Raw genomic sequence first — 21,584 nt, forward strand, 5'->3', positions numbered from 1 at the left:
GGCCTCAGGCCGCGCTCTGTCGTTTTCCGCCAACGGCGAATTATTTCTTCTTCGGCGCGCGCGGCGGGCGGCCGACGGTGGCCTGATACACCTTGAAGCGGCCGTTCTGCGCCAGCACTTCGTGGCTGCCGAAGGTGGCGTCCAGAATGTCCGGGTACGGCAGGAAGGCGTTGGCGACGATGCGCAGCCTGCCGCCGATCGGCAGGTGCTTCACCGCGCCGCGGATCAGGGTTTCAGCAGCGGTCAGGCTGGTCTGCAGCCCGTCGTGGAACGGCGGGTTGGAGATGATCATGTCGAAACGGCCGGTGATGTCGGAGTAAACGTTGCTGACGATCACTTCGCCTTCGATGCCGTTGGCGGCCAGCGTTGCGCGGCTGGATTCCACCGCGGCGGCGTTGACGTCGCTGAGGGTCAGTTTTACCTTCGGCGACAGCTTGGACATTACCGAGGCCATGACGCCGGCGCCGCAGCCGATGTCCAGCACCTTGCCTTTCATGTGTTTTTCCAGCGTCGACAGCAGCAGCGAGCTGCCGACGTCCAGACCGTCGCGGCTGAACACGCCCGGCAGCGTTTTCACTTCCAGATCGTGCAGCTGATAGCTGTCCCACCAGTCGTTCAGGTCGAACTCGGTCTGCGCGTCCAGGCGGCCATGATACAGGCCGCAGCGGCGCGCACTGTCGATTTTCACCAGCGTGACGTGGCCTTCCAGCGTTGGCTCGGCGCTGCGCACGCCGCTGCGGTTTTCACCGACCACGAACACGTCCGCGCCCACCGGCAGCAGCGCCAGGAGGTTGCACAGCTGGAATTGCGCTTCCTGCTTGCTCTTCGGCCAGTAGTAAACCAGCGTGTCGCAGTCGGCGACGAAAGCGGGATCGACGGTCAAACCGAACTGCACGTTATCGCCCATCGTCCGGTTCAGTAACTGCCAGTGATGGTATTGCTGAGTGTGGACGCGCACGTCCGCGGCCTCGAATTGGGCCGGCAGGCTGTCCTGCAGGTCGCCGGCAAACAGCACGCGGCGTTCGATAAATTCATCACTGTGGCGCAGCATGACTTCACTGGCGGGGGTTAATGCAGACATCAGATATTGGCTCCTGGAAATGAGACCGGGGATTATAGAGCTTTGTGGCGATATGTTCGACGGGTTTGTTGGCGCGGGCTGCGCGGGTTTGTTAGCATAGCGCGGCGCATGGCAGGCATGGCGCACCACAACGGGTAGGAATCGGCATGGCATCAAAACGCGACTGGCTGTTACAACAACTGGGTATTACGCAGTGGACATTGCGCCGCCCGAGCGTGTTGCAGGGCGAAGTGGCGGTCAGTCTGCCGCCCGAGGCGCGCCTGCTGGTGGTGGCGCAGACGCTGCCGGCGCCCGACGATCCGCTGTTTTGCGACGTGCTGCGCAGCCTGGGGCTGACGCCGGCGCAAACCTACAGCCTGACGCCGGAACAGGTGGCGATGCTGCCTGAAGAGACCGCATGCAACAGTTGGCGGCTGGGCGTGACGGAACCGCTCGCGGTCGCCGGCGCGCAGCTACACAGCCCGGCGCTGGCCGAGCTTTCCCAAGACGCGGGGGCCAAACGCGCCCTCTGGCAGCAGATTTGTCATCATGAACACGATTTCTACCCTGACGGCGGCCGACCTGGCCACGGCCTTCAACATTGAGCAAGCCAGCCACGCTTTTCCCTGGACGGAAACCACCTTCGCCAGCAATCAGGGCGATCGCTACCTTAACCTGAAGCTGAGCGCCGACGGGGCGATGGCGGGGTTCGCCATCACGCAGATCGTGCTGGACGAAGCCACGCTGTTCAACATCGCCATCCATCCGCAGTATCAGCGCCGGGGCTTTGGCCGCCTGCTGCTCAACGCGGTGATCGAACAGCTGGAGAGCCGCGGCGTGGTTACGCTGTGGCTGGAAGTCCGCGCCTCCAACCAGGCGGCGATCGCGCTGTATGAAGATCTCGGTTTCAACGAGGTCACCGTGCGCCGCAATTATTACCCGAGCGCCCACGGCCGCGAAGACGCGATCGTGATGGCGCTGCCGCTGGGGTAATCTAAAACATCCTGTTTATTGTTTGCATTCCCTTTTACAACTAAAAAGTTGTTTCTTCATTAATTTACATCAAAAAAGTTGTTTTTCACTGTCTCGACAACTAATTTGTTGTTTATTGCTGGTGAGACAATCAATGCGTTGTTTGGAGGCGCGGATGAGAAAACTATCCGAAATATCAGCGTTGCTGAAAGAAAAACGCAGTGAGTTGGGTTGGAGTCAAAAAGACTTTTTAATGAAGATTGGCATGACCCAACAGCAATATCAGCGTATTGAAGCGGGGAGCGATATGCGGGTAAGCACGTTGCTACGAATATTGGCGGCGATGAATTTGGAATATGTCATCGTGCCAAAAAAGTCTGCCCGTGATGTGGAGTGCCTGCTGCAACAGGAAGTGAGTAGCGCACCGGAAGTCGGTAAGCCGCAGGATTTTGAAAAAAAACTGAAAGATCTCGAGGACTAGCTGATGAAAGGGCTGCGACAGGTTGAATCGGTACAGGCATTAGCCTTGATATTGCATGGCGTGCGTGTTGGCGTGCTGGCGCATTACAGCGGCGGCAGAAACATCCTGACGTTTGATCCACACTACCTCGCTTTGCCGGAGCGTGTTCGTCCTTTGTTTACGCTCAGGCAGAAGGCGCACGCGGGGTATCTTGAGCAAGTTTTACAGTCATCGCAGCGTCTGCCGCCCGTTTTATCCAACTTGTTACCCGAAGGCGCACTGCGCGCTTGGGTGGCACAGTCGTTGAAAGCCCATGTGAATGAGGAGTTTCCTTTAATTGCCTGGGCCGGTGGAAACTTGCCGGGAGCGCTTGAAGCACGGCCGTTGGCTGCCAGTGACATACCCGCCTGGGCGTTAAGGTCGCGCGGCGAGTTGGAAGCCGTGCAAATTGATGTTGGGATGGAGGCGCAAAAGTTTTCTCTGGCAGGGGTACAAATGAAATTTTCCTCTGTGCGCAAAGAGGACCGCTTCAACATTTCTTCTCAGGTGGGCGCTGATAGCTGGATCATTAAAACGCCTTCAACGGTTCATCGTCATCTCCCTGAAAATGAATATACGGCAATGCGTTTGGCGCAAGCCATCGGCGTGGATATTCCTGATATTGAGCTGGTTGAACTGACACGACTTGAACACTTGCCTGATATTCGCTTGGCGGATGAACCCTATGCTTATGCCACCCGTCGTTTTGACCGCAGCGAAAGCGGGCGAGTGCATGCAGAAGATTTTGCCCAGATATTCGAGATTTACGCGCACGATAAATACCGCGGCAAAAATTACGATCAAATAGCGGCTTATCTCTATGAGTATGGCAGTGAATCTTTAGCGGATGTGCAGCAAATGGCGCGCCGTCTGTTGGCGAATATTTTGCTCGCCAATGGCGATGCGCACGTAAAAAATTGGTCCATGTTCTATCCAAACCAGACTGATATTCGGCTTTCTCCCGCTTATGACATCGTCACTACGTTGGCTTATATTCCTGGTGAGTCTGAGGCTGCGCTCAATATGGCGAAGGAAAAGCGCTGGGATAGGATCTCAATGCAAACCTTCGAACGCTGGGCTGAACGGGTCGATATTCCCTGGTCTGCGATACGGGTGCACCTGGTGGATGCCATCGACAAGGCGCGAAATTTGTGGCCGGCCTTATTGGAAGAGCTGCCGATGGCGGACGATCACAAATCGGTATTGCGCCAGCATTGGGCCGCTTTGTCTCCCGATTTCCGCCTGCGTTAGCGGGAAATCGGATCCATTGATTGTCACCGGTTGGCAAATCAGCGAAAATGCCCGGCTGTTATCTTTTATTCACCGCTTTGCCCGGCGCCGCGATCGGCGCGTTCTGATGATGTCGCAGGGCGGACTAACCGTAGAACCTGAAAACCATGTCTCCTAGTGAATTTGCCCGCGAAGTCTCCAAAAGAAGAACTTTCGCCATCATCTCGCACCCCGATGCCGGTAAAACCACCATTACCGAAAAAGTGCTGCTGTTCGGACAGGCGATCCAGACCGCCGGTACGGTAAAAGGCCGCGGCTCCAGCCAGCACGCCAAATCCGACTGGATGGAAATGGAAAAGCAGCGTGGGATCTCGATCACCACCTCGGTGATGCAGTTCCCGTATCGCGACAGCCTGGTCAACCTGCTGGATACCCCGGGGCACGAAGACTTCTCCGAAGATACGTATCGCACCCTGACCGCCGTGGACTGCTGTCTGATGGTGATCGACGCCGCCAAGGGCGTTGAGGATCGTACCCGCAAGCTGATGGAAGTCACCCGTCTGCGCGACACGCCGATCCTGACCTTCATGAACAAGCTGGACCGCGACATCCGCGATCCGATGGAGGTGATGGACGAAGTCGAACGCGAACTGAAAATCGCCTGTTCGCCTATCACCTGGCCGATCGGCTGCGGCAAGCTGTTCAAAGGCGTTTACCACCTGTACAAGGATGAAACCTACCTGTACCAGACCGGTAAAGGCCACACCATTCAGGAAGTGCGCATCGTCAAAGGCCTGAACAACCCGGAACTGGATATCGCCGTGGGCGAAGATCTGGCGGCGCAGCTGCGCGATGAGTTGGAACTGGTGCAGGGCGCTTCCCACGAGTTCGATCAGGAGGCCTTCCTGAGCGGCGAGCTGACGCCGGTGTTCTTCGGTACCGCACTCGGCAACTTCGGCGTGGATCATATGCTGGACGGCCTGGTGGCCTGGGCGCCGGCGCCGATGCCGCGTAAAACCGACACCCGTGAAGTAACGGCGGCGGAAGAGAAATTCACCGGTTTCGTGTTCAAGATCCAGGCCAACATGGATCCGAAGCACCGCGACCGCGTGGCCTTTATGCGCGTGGTGTCCGGCCGTTACGAGAAAGGCATGAAGCTGCGCCAGGTGCGCACCGGCAAAGACGTGGTGATCTCCGACGCGCTGACCTTTATGGCCGGTGACCGTTCGCACGTGGAAGAAGCCTACCCGGGCGACATCATCGGTCTGCACAACCACGGCACCATTCAGATCGGCGATACTTTCACCCAGGGCGAAGACATGAAGTTCACCGGCATCCCGAACTTCGCGCCGGAACTGTTCCGCCGCATTCGCCTGCGCGATCCGCTGAAGCAGAAACAGCTGTTGAAGGGGTTGGTGCAGTTGTCCGAAGAGGGCGCGGTGCAGGTGTTCCGCCCGATCGCCAACAACGATCTGATCGTCGGTGCGGTCGGCGTGCTGCAGTTCGACGTGGTCGTGGCGCGTTTGAAGAGCGAGTACAACGTGGAAGCGCTGTATGAGTCGGTCAACGTGTCGACGGCGCGCTGGGTTGAGTGCGACGACGTGAAGAAGTTCGAAGAGTTCAAGCGCAAGAACGAGATCAACCTGGCGCTGGACGGTGGGGACAACCTGTCCTACATCGCGCCGACCATGGTGAACCTCAACCTGACGCAGGAACGCTATCCTGACGTGACCTTCCGCAAAACCCGCGAACACTGATAACTCTGCAGGGCGCCCGGTGCGCCCTGCCAGCTCCCCGTATTCTCACTCCGCTAATTAATAAAACTTCCTCATATTTTATCCTGCGAATCGACATCGCCAAGGCGAGACGCGATTGGCCTGCGTTTTCCGCCGCATGGTCTATCTTTAACGAGATGTCCGCACATTGCTTGAGAGTAAATCACTGCAATACGCTGATTGTTTGGTGAGTTATTCTGATGTGTTGCCGATAGGAGACAGTCTGTTTCCTTAAATATCAATGAGATGACTATTTTACCGTTTCGTGTCACTTAGTCTGTCGTCAATAGGCGACAGTTTTTTGATTAAAAATCCGGCTCAACGCTTCTTTTGCTTGATTTTAAAGGTGTTTATTGAGTTGGCACGGCTGTTGCAATATTCCTATCGTGAACGCTTAATCGTATAGCGATGATGAAGTATTTACCGAGAGGCCGCGTGAAGGTGGCTGAAGGGTTCCGGCACTCTGGCGCTGCGGGCCCCCAACAAAAGGAAGAGATCGATGAAAAAGACCAAATTTGCACACTCGCTGATGGCTGTTGTTTTGGGTTCTGCTTTGGTGAGCGGCACTGCGCTAGCCGAAGACAGTCTGCTCAACAAGGCGTCTAACGCCGCGGACAGTGCCGGTGCCAAAATCGATAGCTCCATGAAAAAAGTTGACGGTTACATGGATGACAGCGCGATAACGGCTAAAGTTAAAAGTGCGTTGGTGGACGATAAGACCATCAAAAGCACTGACATTTCGGTGAAAACCGAAAAAGGCACCGTGATCCTGAGCGGGTTTGTCGGCAGCCAGGCGCAGGCGGAGCATGCAGTTGCGGTTGCCGGCAAGGTGGAAGGCGTCAAAACCGTTAGCGACAAGCTGCATGTGAAAGATGAAGCCAATCAATCGATCAAATCGTATGCCGGCGACACCGCCACCACCAGTGAGCTGAAAGCCAAGCTGCTGGCCGATGACATCGTGCCGTCGCGCAATGTGAAAGTGGAAACCACCGATGGCGTGGTGCAGCTTTCCGGTGAAGTGAAAACGCAGGCGCAGTCTGAGCGTGCCGAAAGCATCGCCAAGGCTATCGATGGCGTGAAAAGCGTGAAAAACGACCTGGTGGTTAAGCAGTAATCCCGCCAGGCGCCCGTAACAAGTAACAACAAGCCGCATCTGTCGGGCCGTCAAGGCGGCCCGACGTGTACCACCAAAAAAAGAAACTGATTTGCCGTCGATGTCCCGTTGTCGGGGCGGTAGACGGCAGCGAATTTTTTCACAATGGTAAGGAGAAGCTTATGTTTCGTTGGGGCATTATCTTTTTAGTTATCGCGCTTATCGCTGCGGCACTGGGGTTCGGTTCGCTGGCGGGCACCGCCGCCTGGGCGGCTAAAATCGTGTTCGTCGTCGGCATCATCCTGTTCCTGGTCAGCCTGTTCACCGGCCGCCGGCGCCCTTAGCCGGCCGGCATTTTCCCGTAAACTGTAACAAAGCTTAACTCCTTTTCTCACGTCGGGGAGGGCCGGACATGAACAGTGACATCATCGTCGGGCGCTGGAAACAGCTGAAAGGCCAGGTATGGCAGGCGTGGGCCGAATGGTCCGGCAGCGATTGCGCCTGGCTGGCCGGCAGCAACGATTTCCTCGCCGGCGTACTGCAAGAGGATTACGGAAGAGAGCGAGACGCGGTATCCTCGGAGAAAACGTCTCACTGAGGATGCCAAGTTGGGATACAGAATACCCATCACGCTCGGCAATATAGAACCGCTGGCGTCTAAACCCTTTCGGCCAGGCAAAATGGCGCTGGTCTGCGAAGGCGGCGGCCAGCGCGGCATTTTCACCGCCGGCGTGCTGGACGAGTTTCAGCGCGCGGGCTTTAACCCTTTCGATCTGCTGATCGGCACATCGGCCGGCGCTCAGAATCTGTCTGCCTATATCTGCGGGCAGATGGGCTACGCGCGCCGGGTGATCACCCGTTACACCACTTCGGCACAGTTCTTCAATCCGCTGCGCTTCGTGCGTGGCGGGCATCTGATCGATCTCGATTGGCTGGTTGATACGGCGGCGGCTCAGATGCCGCTGGCGATGGACGTGGCGGAACAGCATTTTACCGACGGGCGCGAATTCTTACTGTGCGCCTGCCGCAGCGACGATTTCGAGCCGACCTATCTGCCTGCGCAGCGCGAACGCTGGCTGCCGGCCATCAAGGCATCCAGCGCCATTCCCGGCTTCTATCGCCAGGGCGTGGAGCTGGACGGCGTCAGCTATCAGGACGGCGGCATCAGTGATGCGATCCCGGTGGAAGAGGCCTATCGCCGCGGCGCTGACACTATCGTGGTGATCCGCACCGTGCCTTCGCAGATGTACTACACCCCGCAGTGGATGAAGCGCATGGAGCATTGGCTGAGCGACAGCAGCCTGCAGCAGATGGTGCGCATCCTGCAGCATCACGAGCAAAGCTATCACCGCATCCAGCGCTTTATCGAAAAGCCGCCGGGCAAGCTGCGCATCTTCGAGATCTTCCCGCCGAAGCCGCTGGCCAGCAATGCGCTGGGCAGCCGATTGGGAGCGCTCAATCAGGATTATCACCTGGGGCGCCGCTGTGGCCGCTACTTTCTGGCCACCGTCGGCCAGTGGATGGCACAGCCGGAGCCCGACGGCATCAAGGTGCGAAAAGCGTTGTCGCGCCGCCTGATCCAGCCGGAGAACGTCAGAATACCTTCGCCGATCGTGACCGACATCGCCATGCCCACCGAGCGGGCGGCGCAGCCGGAGGCGGCGGTAGCGGCGCCGAAAATCATCCTGCCGGGCGATCTGCCGCCGGGTGAAGGGGGGGCGCTGTGAGTTACGCCTTTACTGACACCCACTGCCATTTCGATTTCCCGCCCTTTACCGGGCATGAAGCCGAGAGCCTGGCGCGGGCGGCAAGCGCCGGCGTGCAGCGCATCATCGTCCCGACGGTCACTGCCGATCGCTTCGCGCGGGTGCTGCGGCTGGCGCAGGATCACGCGCCGCTGTTCGCCGCGCTGGGTCTGCACCCGCTGTATATCGCGCAGCATCATGAGCCTCAGTTGGAACAGTTGGCGATGCTGTTGGCCGAGCGGCCGCACAAGCTGGTGGCGGTGGGGGAGATCGGGCTCGATCTGTATATGGACAACCCACAGTTCGAGCGGCAGCAAAGCCTGCTGCTGGCCCAGTTGAAGCTGGCGAAACAGTATGACCTGCCGGTGATCCTGCATTCGCGCCGCACCCACGATCAGTTGGCCGCCGCGCTGCGGCGCATGCAGCTGCCGCGTCGCGGTGTGGTGCACGGCTTTGCCGGTAGCCTGTCGCAGGCGCAGGCGTTTATTCGCCTCGGCTATTACATCGGCGTGGGCGGCACCATCACTTATGAGCGGGCGCAGAAAACGCGCGGCGTGATGGCGCAGCTGCCGCTAGAGGCGTTGCTGCTGGAGACCGATGCGCCGGACATGCCGCTGGCCGGCTATCAGGGGCAACCGAATCGCCCCGAGCGCGCCGCCGAGGTGTTTCAGACGCTGTGTGAACTGCGGCCGGAGCCGGCCGACGAGATCGCCGCCCACCTGCAACGCAATACCCAAACGCTGTTCGCCATGCCAAATTGAAGTCAACATAACGTGACTTGTATCACGTTATAAGATTTTCATTTGCGTCTCGTTGTATACATTTGTGACATAAATCGGTGCGAGGGTGACCTCGCTCAGTATAATCCCCCCGAAACTCTCCAATAGCAGACCTCTCTTCATGAGCAGGGATGTATTTTATTTTTTGCAACAGGGAAACTTTGCATGCAACTCATCATGAGTCTGGTTGGCATGGCGGTGCTGATCGCCATTGCGGTGCTGCTCTCCAGCAACCGCCGGGCCATCAAATTGCGCACCGTCGTGTGGGCGTTCATCATTCAGATCGGCATCGGCGCGCTGGTGCTCTACGTGCCGCTGGGCCGCAGCATCCTCGGCAGTATGTCTAACGGCGTGGCAAACGTTATCGCCTACGGCAATCAGGGCATTTCGTTCATCTTCGGCGGGCTGGTGTCCGACAAGATGTTCGAAGTGTTCGGCGGCGGCGGCTTCGTGTTCGCGCTGCGCGTTCTGCCGGTGATCGTGTTCTTCTCCTCGCTGATTGCGGTGCTGTACTACCTCGGCATCATGCAGTTGGTGATCCGCGTGCTGGGCGGCGGCCTGCACAAGCTGCTGGGCACCTCGCGCACCGAATCGCTGTCGGCGACCGCCAACATTTTCGTTGGCCAGACCGAAGCGCCGCTGGTGGTGCGCCCGTATATCGCCACCATGAGCCAGTCAGAACTGTTCGCCGTGATGTGCGGCGGCCTGGCCTCGGTGGCCGGTTCGGTGTTGGCGGGGTACGCGCAGATGGGCGTACCGTTGGAATACCTGATCGCCGCGTCCTTCATGGCCGCGCCGGGCGGGCTGCTGTTCGCCAAGCTGATGGTGCCGGAAACCGAGCAGACCCACGATAAAGACGATGCGATGAAGCTGATCGCCGAAGAAGAGCGTCCGGCCAACGTGATCGACGCGGCGGCTTCCGGCGCGGCCTCCGGCATGCAGCTGGCGCTGAACGTCGGTGCGATGCTGCTGGCGTTTATCGCGCTGATCGCCTTGCTCAACGGCATTCTCGGCGGCATCGGCGGCTGGTTCGATTACCCGCAGCTGTCGCTCGAACTGATCCTCGGTTGGGTGTTCTCACCGATCGCCTTCCTGATCGGCGTGCCGTGGAGTGAAGCGATGACCGCCGGTTCGTTTATCGGCCAGAAGATCATCGTCAACGAGTTTGTCGCCTACATGAACTTCGGCGCCTATCTGCGCCCGGACGATGTGGTGGCGGCAGAAGGCCTGCAGGTGCTGTCAACGCACACCAAGGCGATCATCTCCTTTGCGCTGTGCGGTTTCGCCAACCTCTCCTCGGTGGCGATCCTGCTGGGCGGTTTGGGCAGCATGGCGCCCAACCGTCGCCATGACATCGCGCGCTTCGGTCTGAAAGCCGTGGCGGCGGGCACGCTGTCCAACCTGATGAGCGCCACCATCGCCGGTTTCTTCCTGGCGCTGTAAGCCTTCACGGAGCCCGCGACGGCGCGACCGATCGCGGGACTCCGCCTATACTCTAAGCAACGTGGGTGTTTGTCGCACCCGCGATCTTCAGCCGCTTCTTTAGCGAATTTGTGAACGATATCGCGTTATTTTGTGATGTTCTTCACATATAATTCCGGTCTGTTACAGTGATATTTCATATAGTGTGACGATGAACGCGAATCGCCCTCGGCATTCGTGTTCAAATAGCTATTACTGGCCGGCCGCAAGGCGGGTGGCCATGTGCGGTGAGAAGGATCTCAGTTGCCGCCGCGGGAACGCCGTTCCCCTGCGCTATCTTCATGGAACCAAGTCCGCTCGCCAACACCCAGGTACTCAGTTGGAGAGTTTTATGACCGAATTAACCGCAGCAGCGCAACGTGCGCTGAACTTGATGGATTTAACCACGCTGAATGATGATGACACCGACGAGAAAGTGATCGCCCTCTGTCGTCAGGCCAACAGCCCGGCCGGCCACACGGCGGCCATCTGCATCTACCCGCGTTTTATCCCGGTGGCGCGTAAGGCGCTGCGCGAGCAAGGCACGCCGGACATCCGTATCGCCACCGTGACCAACTTCCCGCATGGCAACGACGATATCGACATCGCGCTGGCGGAAACCCGCGCGGCCATCGCCTATGGCGCGGATGAAGTGGACGTGGTGTTCCCTTACCGCGCGCTGATCGCCGGCAACGAACAGGTCGGCTTCGAGCTGGTGAAACAGTGCAAGCAGGCATGCCAGGCGGCCAACGTGCTGCTGAAAGTGATCGTCGAAACCGGTGAGCTGAAGCAGGCCGATCTGATCCGCAAAGCGTCCGAGATCGCCATCAAGGCCGGGGCTGACTTTATCAAGACCTCCACCGGCAAGGTGCCGGTCAACGCCACCCTGGAGAGCGCCGAGCTGATGATGTCGGTGATCCGCGATATGGGCGTGGCGAAGACCGTGGGCTTCAAGCCGGCCGGCGGCGTGCGCACCGCGGAAGACGCGCTGCATTATCTGCAACTTGCCGATCGTATTCTGGGCGAGGGGTGGGCCGACGCGCGGCATTTCCGCTTTGGCGCTTCCAGCCTGCTGGCCAGCTTGCTGACTGCGCTGGGCCACCAGACCCAGACCGCCGGCGGCGGTTACTGATCGATTTCGTTGGCGGGCGCCAGGCGCGCCCGTCTGCACCGACTCTCGGCGACACAGGGGGATGCCTTGTTCCTGGCTCAAGAAATTATTCGTAAGAAACGCGACGGCCAGCCGTTAAGCGAAGCGGAAATCCGCTTCTTCATCAACGGCATTCGCGACAACGTGGTGTCGGAAGGGCAGATCGCCGCGCTGGCGATGACCATTTATTTCCATGACATGAGCATGCCGGAGCGCGTGGCGCTCACCATGGCGATGCGCGATTCCGGCACCGTGCTGGACTGGAAGAGCCTGGCGCTGAACGGCCCTATCGTCGACAAGCATTCGACCGGCGGCGTGGGCGACGTGACCTCGCTGATGCTCGGCCCGATGGTGGCGGCCTGCGGCGGCTATGTGCCGATGATCTCCGGCCGCGGCCTGGGGCATACCGGCGGCACGCTGGACAAGCTGGAAGCCATTCCGGGCTTCAATATTTTCCCGGACGATAACGCCTTTCGCAAAATTATTCAGGACGTCGGCGTGGCGATCATCGGCCAGACCAGCTCGCTGGCGCCGGCGGACAAACGTTTCTACGCCACCCGCGATATCACCGCCACCGTGGATTCGATCCCGCTGATCACCGCCTCCATTCTGGCCAAGAAGCTGGCGGAAGGGCTGGATGCGCTGGTGATGGACGTGAAGGTGGGCTCGGGCGCCTTTATGCCGACCTATGCCCTGTCGCAAGATTTGGCGCAGGCGATCGTCGGCGTGGCCAACGGCGCGGGCTGCAAGACCACCGCGCTGCTGACCGACATGAACCAGGTGCTGGCTTCCAGCGCCGGCAACGCGGTGGAAGTGCGCGAAGCGGTGCGCTTCCTGACCGGCGAATACCGCAACCCGCGCCTGCTGGAAGTGACGCTGGCGCTGTGCGTGGAGATGCTGCTGTCCGGCGGCCTGGCGCAAGACGAGGCCGATGCGCGCGCCAAACTGCAGGCGGTGCTGGACAACGGCAAAGCGGCTGAGGTGTTTGGCCGCATGGTGGCGGCGCAGCAAGGGCCGATAGACTTCGTCGAACGTTATGATAGCTATCTGCCGGCGGCAACGCTGAGCAAGCCGGTGTATGCTGAAAAGCCGGGCATCATCAGCGCCATGGATACCCGTGCGCTGGGTATGGCGGTGGTGTCGCTGGGCGGCGGCCGTCGCCGGGCAAGCGACGCCATCGACTACAGCGTTGGCCTGACCGAGGTGGCGCGCCTGGGCGATAAGGTGGATACCCAGCAACCGCTGGCGATGATCCACGCCAACGATGAAGAGAGCTGGCAGCTGGCGGCCGATGCGGTGCGCAGCGCAATGACGCTGAGCGACAAGGCGCCGGAAGCGACGCCGGTGGTGTATAAGCGCATCACGGAATAACCCAAGAATCAGGAACGACCGCGGCTTTTTCGCGGCCGTCCAAAGCGTGAGAACACGCAGGAGAGCACAGATGAAACGTACATTTATTATGGTATTGGACTCCTTCGGTATCGGTGCCAGCGAAGACGCCGAACGTTTTGGCGATCGGGGTTCTGACACCCTGGGCCATATTGCCGAAGTTTGCGCGCGTGGTGAGGCCAACGTGGGCCGCCAGGGCCCTCTGACGCTGCCTAACCTGAGCCGTCTGGGCCTTGGCAAAGCGGCGGAAGAGTCCACCGGCAACTTCCCGCAGGGGCTGGATCGCAACGCCGATATCATCGGTGCTTACGCTTACGCCAGCGAACTCTCTTCCGGTAAAGACACGCCGTCGGGCCACTGGGAAATCGCCGGCGTGCCGGTGCTGTTCGACTGGGGTTACTTCAAGGACGAGCACAACAGCTTCCCGCAGGCGCTGCTGGACAAACTGGTCGAACGCGCCAAGCTGCCGGGCTACCTGGGCAACTGCCACTCATCCGGCACCGTGATCCTCGATCAACTGGGCGAAGAGCACATGAAAACCGGCAAGCCGATTTTCTACACCTCCGCTGACTCGGTGTTCCAGATCGCCTGCCATGAAGAAACCTTCGGCCTGGATCGTCTGTATGAGCTGTGCGAAATTGCGCGTGAAGAGCTGACCGAAGGCGGTTACAACATCGGTCGCGTGATCGCGCGTCCGTTCGTCGGCGATAAGCCGGGCCACTTCCAGCGCACCGGCAACCGTCACGATCTGGCGGTAGAGCCGCCGGCGCCGACCGTGCTGAAAAAGCTGGTGGACGAGAAGGGCGGCGAAGTGGTGTCGATCGGTAAAATCGCCGACATCTACGCCAACGTTGGCATCACCAAGAAGGTGAAGGCGACCGGCATCGATGCGCTGTTTGACGCGACCCTGATTGAAATGGAAAAGGCCGGCGATAACACCATTGTGTTCACCAACTTCGTGGACTTCGACTCCTCTTACGGCCACCGCCGCGACGTGGCGGGCTACGCCGCCGCGCTGGAGCTGTTCGACCGCCGCCTGCCGGAGCTGCTGAAGCTGGTGAAAGACGAAGACATCATCATCTTCACCGCCGACCACGGCTGCGACCCAACCTGGCCGGGCACCGACCACACCCGCGAGCACATCCCGGTGCTGGTTTACGGCCCGAAAGTGAAACCGGGCTCGCTGGGCCACCGCGAGACCTTCGCCGACATCGGCCAGACCGTCGCCAATTACTTTGGCCTGTCGCCGATGGATTACGGTAAGACCCTGTTCTAAGCCCTGTCTTTCAAGCCGTAGCGTTGTTAGCTTCACGCGTGAACCCCAGTCGCTTACTCAAGTAAGCTCCTGGGGATTCACCCGCTAGCTGCCTGGCTGCAACTCGACATTCAAGGCTTAGATGTTTGACGTTTTTATTAAATAAGATTTCTAAAGGAAGAAAATTATGGCTACGCCGCACATTAATGCTGAGATGGGTGATTTCGCTGACGTAGTACTGATGCCGGGCGACCCGCTGCGCGCAAAATACATCGCCGAAACCTTCCTGGAAGGCGCGGTGGAAGTGAACAACGTGCGCGGCATGTTGGGCTTCACCGGCACCTACAAAGGCCGCCGCATCTCCGTGATGGGCCACGGTATGGGCATCCCGTCCTGCTCCATCTATGCGCGCGAGCTGATCGCCGAATTCGGCGTGAAGAAGATCATTCGCGTCGGTTCCTGCGGCGCGGTGCGTGACGATATCAAACTGCGCGACGTGGTGATCGGCATGGGCGCGTGCACCGACTCCAAGGTGAACCGTCTGCGCTTCAAGGACAACGACTACGCGGCGATCGCCGACTTCGACATGGTGCGCAACGCGGTCGACGCGGCGGCGGCGCAGGGCATCCCGGCGCGCGTGGGCAACATCTTCTCCGCCGACCTGTTCTACACCCCGGATCCGGACATGTTCCAGGTGATGAAGAAGTACGGCATCCTGGGCGTGGAAATGGAAGCGGCCGGCATCTACGGCGTGGCGGCGGAGCTGTACGAAGAGTTCGGCTGTAAGGCACTGACCATTTGCACCGTGTCCGACCACATCCTGCGTCACGAAGCGACCACGGCGGCGGAACGCCAGACCACCTTTAACGAAATGATCGTTATCGCGCTGGAATCCGTGCTGCTGGGCGACAAAGCGTAATACCGCGGCGGGCGTCGTCATGGCGCCCGCCTGTCAATCTATTCATTCCGCACGGCCATTTTTGGCTAACGCTTTACCTTTCAATTGGTTGTGGATCCCGTTGTTACGGACAATCTATTCACCGAAAGGACAAGAAAACGGCACGAACGCATTCAACGCCTGGCCTGAGTTATTCCTTCTTCGGCGCTTCCTGCTTTGTCTCCGGCGCATCCTCTTCGTCGTCTTCCACCGTATTGCCTTCTGCCAACGGCGTGTTGGCGGTCAACAGGTACGGCGACTGCTGCCAGCGGCTGCGGCGGTGTTGCAGCAGGGTGCGCGCCAGAATGATGCCGATCGCCAGCGCCAGCAGGATCATCAGGCGCAGCAGGTTGGTGGTGTTGTCCACCTGCTTGGATTCGGTCGCCAGCACGTGGGTGTCGAGGGTGATGCGGATAAAGCCGATCGGGCCGTCTTTGCCCTGAATGGATTCGACCAACTGGTGGTTGAAATAGCTGCCGGCGCGCTTGCCGTCGAGCGACAGGCGATCGCGTATACTTATCTGTTCCCCGGCGTGGGAGACCAGCGTGCCATCCTGCTGATACACGCTGACGTCGAGAATGCGGCTGTGATCGGTGAGCTGCTTGAGGATGGCGTCGATGCGCGGGGTGTTGCCGTCGTCGTCCAGCAGCGGCGCCAGGCTGTAGGCGACCTGTTTGGTCAGCGTCTGCGCCAGCTCTTCCACCTGCTCGGATCGCGCCATTTGGTGACTCAGGCTAAAATAAGAGGCGCCCTGCATCAGCAGCACCAGCAAAGCCAGGCAAATCAGGATAATAGCGGTGCGGTGCAGGCGAAATTTCAGTTTAGCGCGAGCCATGCAGGTTCCTTGGGCATCGGGGACACTTTATGTTGCCAGAACCGCTGGCGATAGGATAGCTTGATGCGTCGTTTTATCATGCAGCGTTTTTGTCCATTCAGGAGTCAATGATGTCAAACAGTCTGACCTATTGCGATCTTCCGGCGGAGATCTCTCAATGGCCGGGTCTTCCCCTTTCGCTCAGCGGCGACGAAGTGATGCCGCTGGACTACCGGGCGGGTAATACCGGGTGGCTGTTATATGGCAGAAAGCTGGACAAGGCGCGCATTACCCAATTCCAACGCAAGCTGGGCGCGGCGATGGTGATCGTCACCGCCTGGGGCGTGGACGATTATCAGGTGGTGCGGCTGGCGGGAACCTTGACGCCGCGCGCCAAGCTGCTGGCGGCGGAGAGCGGGCTGGATGTGGCGCCGCTCGGCAAAATCCCGCACCTGCGCACGCCGGGGCTGCTGGTGATGGATATGGATTCGACGGCGATCGAGATCGAGTGCATTGATGAGATCGCCAAGCTGGCGGGCGTCGGCGAGCAGGTGGCGGAAGTCACCGAACGCGCGATGCGCGGCGAACTGGATTTTACCGCCAGCCTGCGCCAGCGCGTCGGCACGCTGAAAGGGGCTGACGCCAATATCCTCAAGCAGGTGCGCGACGAACTGCCGTTGATGCCGGGGCTGACCAGCCTGGTGGGTAAGCTGCAGGCGATGGGCTGGCATGTGGCGATCGCCTCCGGCGGTTTCACCTACTACGCCGAATACCTGCGCAACCGGCTGCGGCTGGTGGCGGCGGCGGCCAACGAGCTGGAGATCCGCGACGGCAAGCTGACCGGCGAAGTGTTGGGGCCAGTGGTGGACGCACAGTTCAAAGCCGATACGCTGCTGCGGCTGGCGGAGAAGCTGGAGATCCCGCTGGCGCAGACCGTGGCCATCGGCGACGGCGCCAACGATTTGAAAATGATGCAGGCGGCGGGGTTGGGCATCGCCTACCACGCCAAGCCGAAAGTGTATGAAAAAGCGCAGGTGGCGATCCGGCATGCGGATCTGATGGGCGTGCTGTGTATTCTCACCGGCAGCCTGAAACACGAAGTGCGATAACGAAAGATTGAGGTAAGACGTGGCAAAAGCGGCAAAACGGGCATTTGTGTGCAATGAGTGCGGGGCGGACTATCCGCGTTGGCAGGGGCAGTGCAGTGCCTGCCATGCCTGGAACACCATCACGGAAGTGCGTTTGGCCGCGTCGCCTGCTGCGGCGCGCAACGATCGCCTCAGCGGCTATGCCGGCGACGCCGGCGTCAGCAAAGTGCAGAAGCTGTCGGAAATCAGCCTTGAGGCGCTGCCGCGCTTCACCACCGGCTTTCTCGAGTTCGACCGCGTGCTGGGCGGCGGCGTGGTGCCCGGCAGCGCCATTCTGATCGGCGGCAACCCCGGCGCCGGCAAAAGTACCCTGTTGCTGCAGGTGTTGTGCAAACTGTCCGAACAGATGAAAACCCTGTACGTCACCGGCGAGGAATCGCTGCAGCAGGTGGCGATGCGTGCTCACCGTCTGGGGCTGCCGACCGGCGGCCTGAACATGCTGTCGGAAACCAGCATCGAGCAGATCTGCCTGATCGCTGAGCAGGAGCAGCCGAAGCTGATGGTGATCGACTCGATTCAGGTGATGCACATGGCGGACATTCAGTCTTCGCCGGGCAGCGTGGCGCAGGTGCGGGAAACCGCCGCCTATCTGACGCGCTTCGCCAAGACGCGCGGCGTGGCGATCGTGATGGTCGGGCACGTCACCAAAGATGGCTCGCTGGCCGGGCCAAAAGTGCTGGAACACTGCATCGACTGTTCGGTGCTGTTGGATGGTGACGCCGATTCCCGCTTCCGTACCCTGCGCAGCCACAAGAACCGCTTCGGCGCGGTCAACGAGCTGGGCGTGTTTGCCATGACCGAACAGGGGCTGCGCGAAGTCAGCAACCCTTCGGCAATCTTCCTTAGCCGCGGTGATGAAGTCACTTCCGGCAGCTCGGTGATGGTGGTGTGGGAAGGTACCCGGCCGCTGCTGGTGGAGATCCAGGCGCTGGTGGATCACTCGATGATGTCCAACCCGCGCCGCGTGGCGGTGGGCCTGGAGCAGAATCGGTTGGCAATCCTGCTGGCGGTGCTGCACCGGCATGGCGGGCTGCAGATGTCGGATCAGGACGTGTTCGTCAACGTGGTCGGCGGGGTGAAGGTCAGCGAGACCAGCGCCGATCTGGCGCTGCTGATGTCGCTGGTCTCGAGCCTGCGCGATCGGCCGCTGCCGAACGATCTGGTGGTGTTCGGCGAAGTGGGGCTGGCGGGGGAGATCCGCCCGGTGCCGAGCGGCCAGGAGCGCATCTCCGAAGCGGCCAAGCACGGCTTCAAGCGCGCCATCGTGCCGCACGGCAATATGCCGAAGAAGCCGCCGGCCAACATGCAGGTGTTCGGGGTCAAGAAGCTGGCGGACGCGCTGGACGTGCTGGAAGAGTTTTATTAATGTCGCTGACGGCGAGCAAGATATGCTATTTTGTTTAGCATATTAAACGGAGGTGGCCATGCCGCAATTTGATTACCTGAAGACGTCCATCAAGCAAAAGGGTTGTACTCTGCAGCAGGTGGCGGATGCCAGCGGCATGACCAAGGGCTATCTGAGCCAGCTGTTGAACGACAAAATCAAAAGCCCGAGCGCGCAAAAGCTCGAGGCGCTGCACCGTTTTCTCGGGCTGGAGTTCCCGCGCAAAGAGGTTAAAGTCGGCGTAGTGTTTGGTAAATTTTACCCGCTGCACACCGGCCACATCTATCTGATCCAGCGCGCCTGCAGCCAGGTGGACGAGTTGCACGTTATTTTGTGCCACGACGAACCGCGCGACCGCGAGCTGTTCGAGAACAGTTCGATGTCGCAACAGCCGACGGTCAGCGATCGCCTGCGCTGGCTGCTGCAGACCTTCAAGTACCAGAAAAACATCCATATCCACTCGTTCGACGAGCAGGGTATCGAACCCTATCCGCACGGCTGGAACGTGTGGAGCGACGGCATGAAGGCCTTTATGGAACAGAAGGGCATCGTGCCGAGCTTTATCTATTCCAGCGAAGCGCAGGATGCGCCGCGCTACCGCGAGCATCTGGGCATCGAAACCATTTTGGTCGATCCCGAACGGTCGTTCATGAACATCAGCGGCAATCAGATCCGCCAGGATCCGTTCCGCTATTGGGATTACATCCCGACCGAGGTGAAGCCGTTCTTCGTGCGCACCGTGGCGATCCTCGGCGGTGAGTCGAGCGGCAAGTCGACGCTGGTCAACAAGCTGGCCAACATCTTCAACACCACCAGCGCCTGGGAATATGGCCGCGATTACGTGTTTTCGCACCTGGGCGGCGACGAGATGGCGCTGCAGTACTCCGACTACGACAAAATTGCCCTCGGGCAGGCGCAATACGTGGACTTCGCAGTCAAATATGCCAACAAGGTGGCGTTTATCGATACCGATTTCGTGACTACGCAGGCGTTTTGCAAAAAGTACGAAGGGCGTGAACACCCCTTCGTGCAGGCGCTGATCGACGAATACCGTTTCGATCTGGTGATCCTGCTGGAAAACAACACGCCGTGGGTGGCGGACGGCCTGCGCAGCCTCGGCAGCAGCGCCGATCGCCTGGCGTTCCAGCGCCTGCTGGAGGAGATGCTGCGCGCCAACAACATCGAGTACGTGCACGTTGAGTCCAGCGATTACGAAGAGCGCTTCCTGCGCTGCGTCGAGCTGGTGCAACAACTGCTGGCGGCGGACGCCGGCCGGCTGGCGAATGCGCCCGCCCATCGCCACGCCGCAGGCTGAGGGAAATTAGCGTAATGTGCGATCGCGGCGGCAGAAACGGCCGCCCGGGCGCACATTTAACGGCTTGTTTAAACATGGTTCATTCGACAGCGACTAAGTTAAGATTTTCTTTACAATAACGCTCAGAAGAAGTCATGTCTTATCGCTTACTCGCTCTCTGGTTGGTCTGCTATGCCGCAGCCTGGACGCTGCTGACCGTTCATCTCGATCCTACCCTGCCTTACGACGCCGTTGAGGCGCTCAACTGGGGCCTCAACGGCGAGTGGGGCTCACCGAAAAATCCTTGGTTGGTCGGTGCGGCGATGCAGCCGGCGATCGGGCTCTCGTGGCTGCCGCTGAACGTTTACTGGTACGGCGGCCACTTCATCGCCATCGCCATCGGCATGTTGGGCGTCTGGCTATTGGCGCGCCGCCTGAGCGGCAGCACCTCGCTGGCCTGGATGGCGCTGCTGACGCTCAACCTGTCCGGCATCATCAATTTCGACATCATTCCCTACAACGACAACTACCTGTTGGTGATGCTGTGGCCGTGGATGGCGCTGTTCTTCCACCTGGCGATCTCGCGTTCGGCCAACTGGTGGCCGGCCTTCGCATTGGCCGCCGGGCTGGCGATGATGGCGAAGTACTCGACCTTCGCCTTCGTCTATTTCGCGGCGCTGTCGACGCTGTTCGTACCGCAGATCCGCCGCTGCTACCGCCAGCCGCAGTTCTATCTAGCGGTGGCGATCTGGTTGGCGCTGGTGCTGCCGAACGTGTTCTGGCTGTGGAACCACGACTTTGCCGCCTTTAAGTGGGTGGATTCGCAGATCAAGATGCAGCTCAATCTCGACATGCTGCAGTCGCTGCTGCTGGTGTTTTATCCGTCGCTGGTGCTGTGGGGGATCCTGCGGCGCAGCGGGGCGGTGCTGGCCTGGCCATCGGCCTTGCCGATGCGGGTGTTGCTGTGGGTCTACCTGTTGCCGCTCGGCATCATTACCTTCTGGTTCTCTTTCAACGTCGGCGGCCGGCTGACCGAATGGCTGCAGCCGTTCTTCATGCTGGCGCCCGCGCTGCTGGTCGGTTGCGTGCGTCAGCCGCCGGTGCGTTCGCTGCGCGCGGCGACCCTCGGGCTGATGTGCGCAGCGCTGGCGGTCTATCTGGGGTATGCCGCGGTGATGCTGGGCAACGTGCGCAACGCCGGCCAGAAGATGGTGGGTATCAAGGCGTTCAGCGCCGGGGTGGAGCGGCTGTGGCGGGAGCGGTATGGCGTCGACCTACGCTACGTCGGCGGCGAATACCTGTCGCAGTGGATGACGGTGTACGCCGGTTCCCGGCCGCAGACCATTACGCGCTGGTCCAATCATACGCGGCCGAATATCTACAACGTCAACATCAGCTATCCGCAGATTGCGCAGCACGGCGTCGCCCTGTTCGGGCGGTTGGGTGAAGACTGCGCGCATAGCGATTTCGGCGGGGAGCTGGCCCACTGGCCGAAACTGCGCCTCGACTGGCAGCAGACGCTGACCTTCCGCGCCGATCCGCAGGCCGATGAGCAAACGCTGTGCGTCGGTTTCGTTCGTCCGCAATAACGGCGGCGCA

At 60.0% G+C, this 21,584-nt stretch carries 21 protein-coding genes; 19 read left to right on the top strand and 2 right to left on the bottom strand.

From position 1 onward, the window contains the following. Nucleotides 1-40: 40 nt before the first annotated feature. On the bottom strand, nucleotides 41-1,081 hold the full coding sequence (rsmC, locus tag ACSJLU_RS03165) for a 16S rRNA (guanine(1207)-N(2))-methyltransferase RsmC (protein ID WP_025305205.1): 1,041 nt from the start codon (nucleotides 1,079-1,081) through the stop codon (nucleotides 41-43). 146 nt (nucleotides 1,082-1,227) lie between these two features. On the opposite strand from rsmC, the gene ACSJLU_RS03170 reads away from it, so the two are divergent. The 15 genes from ACSJLU_RS03170 (at nucleotide 1,228) to deoD (ending at nucleotide 15,327) form a co-directional block, all read left to right on the top strand. Continuing rightward, nucleotides 1,228-1,665 (top strand): DNA polymerase III subunit psi, encoded by a 438-nt coding sequence (locus ACSJLU_RS03170; RefSeq protein WP_273830495.1) that lies wholly within the window; start codon nucleotides 1,228-1,230, stop codon nucleotides 1,663-1,665. After that, nucleotides 1,610-2,053, top strand: coding sequence for a ribosomal protein S18-alanine N-acetyltransferase (gene rimI / locus ACSJLU_RS03175; protein ID WP_025305207.1), 444 nt, complete (start codon nucleotides 1,610-1,612; stop codon nucleotides 2,051-2,053). The genes ACSJLU_RS03170 and rimI overlap by 56 nt, the downstream gene beginning before the upstream one ends. A 154-nt stretch (nucleotides 2,054-2,207) precedes the next feature. Next, entirely contained in the window at nucleotides 2,208-2,513 is a 306-nt protein-coding gene (locus ACSJLU_RS03180) for a helix-turn-helix domain-containing protein (RefSeq protein ID WP_043136062.1), read from the top strand. A 3-nt stretch (nucleotides 2,514-2,516) separates the two neighbouring features. After that, on the top strand, nucleotides 2,517-3,782 hold the full coding sequence (locus ACSJLU_RS03185) for a type II toxin-antitoxin system HipA family toxin (protein ID WP_380826499.1): 1,266 nt from the start codon (nucleotides 2,517-2,519) through the stop codon (nucleotides 3,780-3,782). Nucleotides 3,783-3,928: 146 nt separating this feature from the next. Then, nucleotides 3,929-5,518 (top strand): peptide chain release factor 3, encoded by a 1,590-nt coding sequence (prfC, locus tag ACSJLU_RS03190; protein WP_025305208.1) that lies wholly within the window; start codon nucleotides 3,929-3,931, stop codon nucleotides 5,516-5,518. Nucleotides 5,519-6,035: 517 nt separating this feature from the next. Then, nucleotides 6,036-6,650 carry a molecular chaperone OsmY gene (gene osmY, locus ACSJLU_RS03195; protein ID WP_025305209.1) on the top strand — a complete coding sequence of 205 codons (615 nt, stop codon included), beginning with the start codon at nucleotides 6,036-6,038 and terminating at the stop codon, nucleotides 6,648-6,650. Between the two features lie 161 nt (nucleotides 6,651-6,811). Then, entirely contained in the window at nucleotides 6,812-6,973 is a 162-nt protein-coding gene (locus ACSJLU_RS03200; protein ID WP_004857650.1) for a DUF1328 domain-containing protein, read from the top strand. A 68-nt stretch (nucleotides 6,974-7,041) separates the two neighbouring features. Then, nucleotides 7,042-7,227 carry a CsbD family protein gene (locus tag ACSJLU_RS03205; RefSeq protein WP_025305210.1) on the top strand — a complete coding sequence of 62 codons (186 nt, stop codon included), beginning with the start codon at nucleotides 7,042-7,044 and terminating at the stop codon, nucleotides 7,225-7,227. A 10-nt stretch (nucleotides 7,228-7,237) separates the two neighbouring features. Next, entirely contained in the window at nucleotides 7,238-8,356 is a 1,119-nt protein-coding gene (locus ACSJLU_RS03210) for a patatin-like phospholipase family protein (protein WP_049207233.1), read from the top strand. After that, nucleotides 8,353-9,135 carry a TatD family hydrolase gene (locus ACSJLU_RS03215; RefSeq protein WP_089181654.1) on the top strand — a complete coding sequence of 261 codons (783 nt, stop codon included), beginning with the start codon at nucleotides 8,353-8,355 and terminating at the stop codon, nucleotides 9,133-9,135. The genes ACSJLU_RS03210 and ACSJLU_RS03215 overlap by 4 nt, the downstream gene beginning before the upstream one ends. Before the next feature lie 183 nt (nucleotides 9,136-9,318). Beyond that, nucleotides 9,319-10,596 carry a NupC/NupG family nucleoside CNT transporter gene (locus tag ACSJLU_RS03220; protein WP_038630188.1) on the top strand — a complete coding sequence of 426 codons (1,278 nt, stop codon included), beginning with the start codon at nucleotides 9,319-9,321 and terminating at the stop codon, nucleotides 10,594-10,596. A 370-nt stretch (nucleotides 10,597-10,966) separates the two neighbouring features. Further along, a complete protein-coding gene (deoC, locus tag ACSJLU_RS03225; protein WP_025305214.1) occupies nucleotides 10,967-11,746 on the top strand; it encodes a deoxyribose-phosphate aldolase in 780 nt (259 codons plus the stop codon). Between the two features lie 66 nt (nucleotides 11,747-11,812). Continuing rightward, nucleotides 11,813-13,135, top strand: coding sequence for a thymidine phosphorylase (gene deoA / locus ACSJLU_RS03230; protein ID WP_043136047.1), 1,323 nt, complete (start codon nucleotides 11,813-11,815; stop codon nucleotides 13,133-13,135). 70 nt (nucleotides 13,136-13,205) lie between these two features. Further along, complete coding sequence (deoB, locus tag ACSJLU_RS03235) at nucleotides 13,206-14,429, top strand: phosphopentomutase (RefSeq protein ID WP_043136044.1); 1,224 nt, start codon at nucleotides 13,206-13,208, stop codon at nucleotides 14,427-14,429. 166 nt (nucleotides 14,430-14,595) lie between these two features. Further along, nucleotides 14,596-15,327 carry a purine-nucleoside phosphorylase gene (gene deoD, locus ACSJLU_RS03240; RefSeq protein ID WP_004933059.1) on the top strand — a complete coding sequence of 244 codons (732 nt, stop codon included), beginning with the start codon at nucleotides 14,596-14,598 and terminating at the stop codon, nucleotides 15,325-15,327. A gap of 169 nt (nucleotides 15,328-15,496) precedes the next feature. On the opposite strand, the gene ACSJLU_RS03245 is transcribed toward deoD, so the two are convergent. Then, nucleotides 15,497-16,180, bottom strand: a complete 684-nt coding sequence (locus ACSJLU_RS03245) for a YtjB family periplasmic protein (RefSeq protein ID WP_025305217.1) — start codon at nucleotides 16,178-16,180, stop codon at nucleotides 15,497-15,499. A 110-nt stretch (nucleotides 16,181-16,290) separates the two neighbouring features. On the opposite strand from ACSJLU_RS03245, the gene serB reads away from it, so the two are divergent. The 4 genes from serB to ACSJLU_RS03265 all read left to right on the top strand — a co-directional run bounded on the left by serB (nucleotide 16,291) and on the right by ACSJLU_RS03265 (nucleotide 21,574). Continuing rightward, nucleotides 16,291-17,268 carry a phosphoserine phosphatase gene (gene serB, locus ACSJLU_RS03250; protein ID WP_016929162.1) on the top strand — a complete coding sequence of 326 codons (978 nt, stop codon included), beginning with the start codon at nucleotides 16,291-16,293 and terminating at the stop codon, nucleotides 17,266-17,268. A 19-nt stretch (nucleotides 17,269-17,287) separates the two neighbouring features. After that, a complete protein-coding gene (gene radA, locus ACSJLU_RS03255) occupies nucleotides 17,288-18,673 on the top strand; it encodes a DNA repair protein RadA (RefSeq protein WP_025159617.1) in 1,386 nt (461 codons plus the stop codon). A gap of 58 nt (nucleotides 18,674-18,731) precedes the next feature. Beyond that, entirely contained in the window at nucleotides 18,732-20,006 is a 1,275-nt protein-coding gene (gene nadR, locus ACSJLU_RS03260; RefSeq protein ID WP_025305219.1) for a multifunctional transcriptional regulator/nicotinamide-nucleotide adenylyltransferase/ribosylnicotinamide kinase NadR, read from the top strand. A gap of 134 nt (nucleotides 20,007-20,140) precedes the next feature. After that, complete coding sequence (locus tag ACSJLU_RS03265) at nucleotides 20,141-21,574, top strand: glycosyltransferase family 39 protein (RefSeq protein ID WP_164099408.1); 1,434 nt, start codon at nucleotides 20,141-20,143, stop codon at nucleotides 21,572-21,574. Nucleotides 21,575-21,584 lie beyond the last annotated feature (10 nt).

This window comes from Serratia bockelmannii (assembly GCF_051803255.1).
GTDB classification, from domain to species: Bacteria; Pseudomonadota; Gammaproteobacteria; order Enterobacterales; family Enterobacteriaceae; genus Serratia; species Serratia bockelmannii.

What these genes read in the sequence shown, in the direction of transcription:
- deoB (WP_043136044.1), top strand. Translation starts at nt 13,206, where the DNA reads ATGAAACGTACATTTATTATGGTATTGGACTCCTTCGGTATCGGTGCC.
- ACSJLU_RS03180 (WP_043136062.1), top strand. Translation starts at nt 2,208, where the DNA reads ATGAGAAAACTATCCGAAATATCAGCGTTGCTGAAAGAAAAACGCAGT.
- rsmC (WP_025305205.1), bottom strand. Translation starts at nt 1,081, where the DNA reads ATGTCTGCATTAACCCCCGCCAGTGAAGTCATGCTGCGCCACAGTGAT.
- ACSJLU_RS03170 (WP_273830495.1), top strand. Translation starts at nt 1,228, where the DNA reads ATGGCATCAAAACGCGACTGGCTGTTACAACAACTGGGTATTACGCAG.
- serB (WP_016929162.1), top strand. Translation starts at nt 16,291, where the DNA reads ATGTCAAACAGTCTGACCTATTGCGATCTTCCGGCGGAGATCTCTCAA.
- ACSJLU_RS03265 (WP_164099408.1), top strand. Translation starts at nt 20,141, where the DNA reads ATGTCTTATCGCTTACTCGCTCTCTGGTTGGTCTGCTATGCCGCAGCC.
- ACSJLU_RS03245 (WP_025305217.1), bottom strand. Translation starts at nt 16,180, where the DNA reads ATGGCTCGCGCTAAACTGAAATTTCGCCTGCACCGCACCGCTATTATC.
- osmY (WP_025305209.1), top strand. Translation starts at nt 6,036, where the DNA reads ATGAAAAAGACCAAATTTGCACACTCGCTGATGGCTGTTGTTTTGGGT.
- deoC (WP_025305214.1), top strand. Translation starts at nt 10,967, where the DNA reads ATGACCGAATTAACCGCAGCAGCGCAACGTGCGCTGAACTTGATGGAT.
- ACSJLU_RS03200 (WP_004857650.1), top strand. Translation starts at nt 6,812, where the DNA reads ATGTTTCGTTGGGGCATTATCTTTTTAGTTATCGCGCTTATCGCTGCG.
- ACSJLU_RS03185 (WP_380826499.1), top strand. Translation starts at nt 2,517, where the DNA reads ATGAAAGGGCTGCGACAGGTTGAATCGGTACAGGCATTAGCCTTGATA.
- ACSJLU_RS03205 (WP_025305210.1), top strand. Translation starts at nt 7,042, where the DNA reads ATGAACAGTGACATCATCGTCGGGCGCTGGAAACAGCTGAAAGGCCAG.
- deoD (WP_004933059.1), top strand. Translation starts at nt 14,596, where the DNA reads ATGGCTACGCCGCACATTAATGCTGAGATGGGTGATTTCGCTGACGTA.
- prfC (WP_025305208.1), top strand. Translation starts at nt 3,929, where the DNA reads ATGTCTCCTAGTGAATTTGCCCGCGAAGTCTCCAAAAGAAGAACTTTC.
- nadR (WP_025305219.1), top strand. Translation starts at nt 18,732, where the DNA reads ATGCCGCAATTTGATTACCTGAAGACGTCCATCAAGCAAAAGGGTTGT.
- rimI (WP_025305207.1), top strand. Translation starts at nt 1,610, where the DNA reads ATGAACACGATTTCTACCCTGACGGCGGCCGACCTGGCCACGGCCTTC.
- ACSJLU_RS03220 (WP_038630188.1), top strand. Translation starts at nt 9,319, where the DNA reads ATGCAACTCATCATGAGTCTGGTTGGCATGGCGGTGCTGATCGCCATT.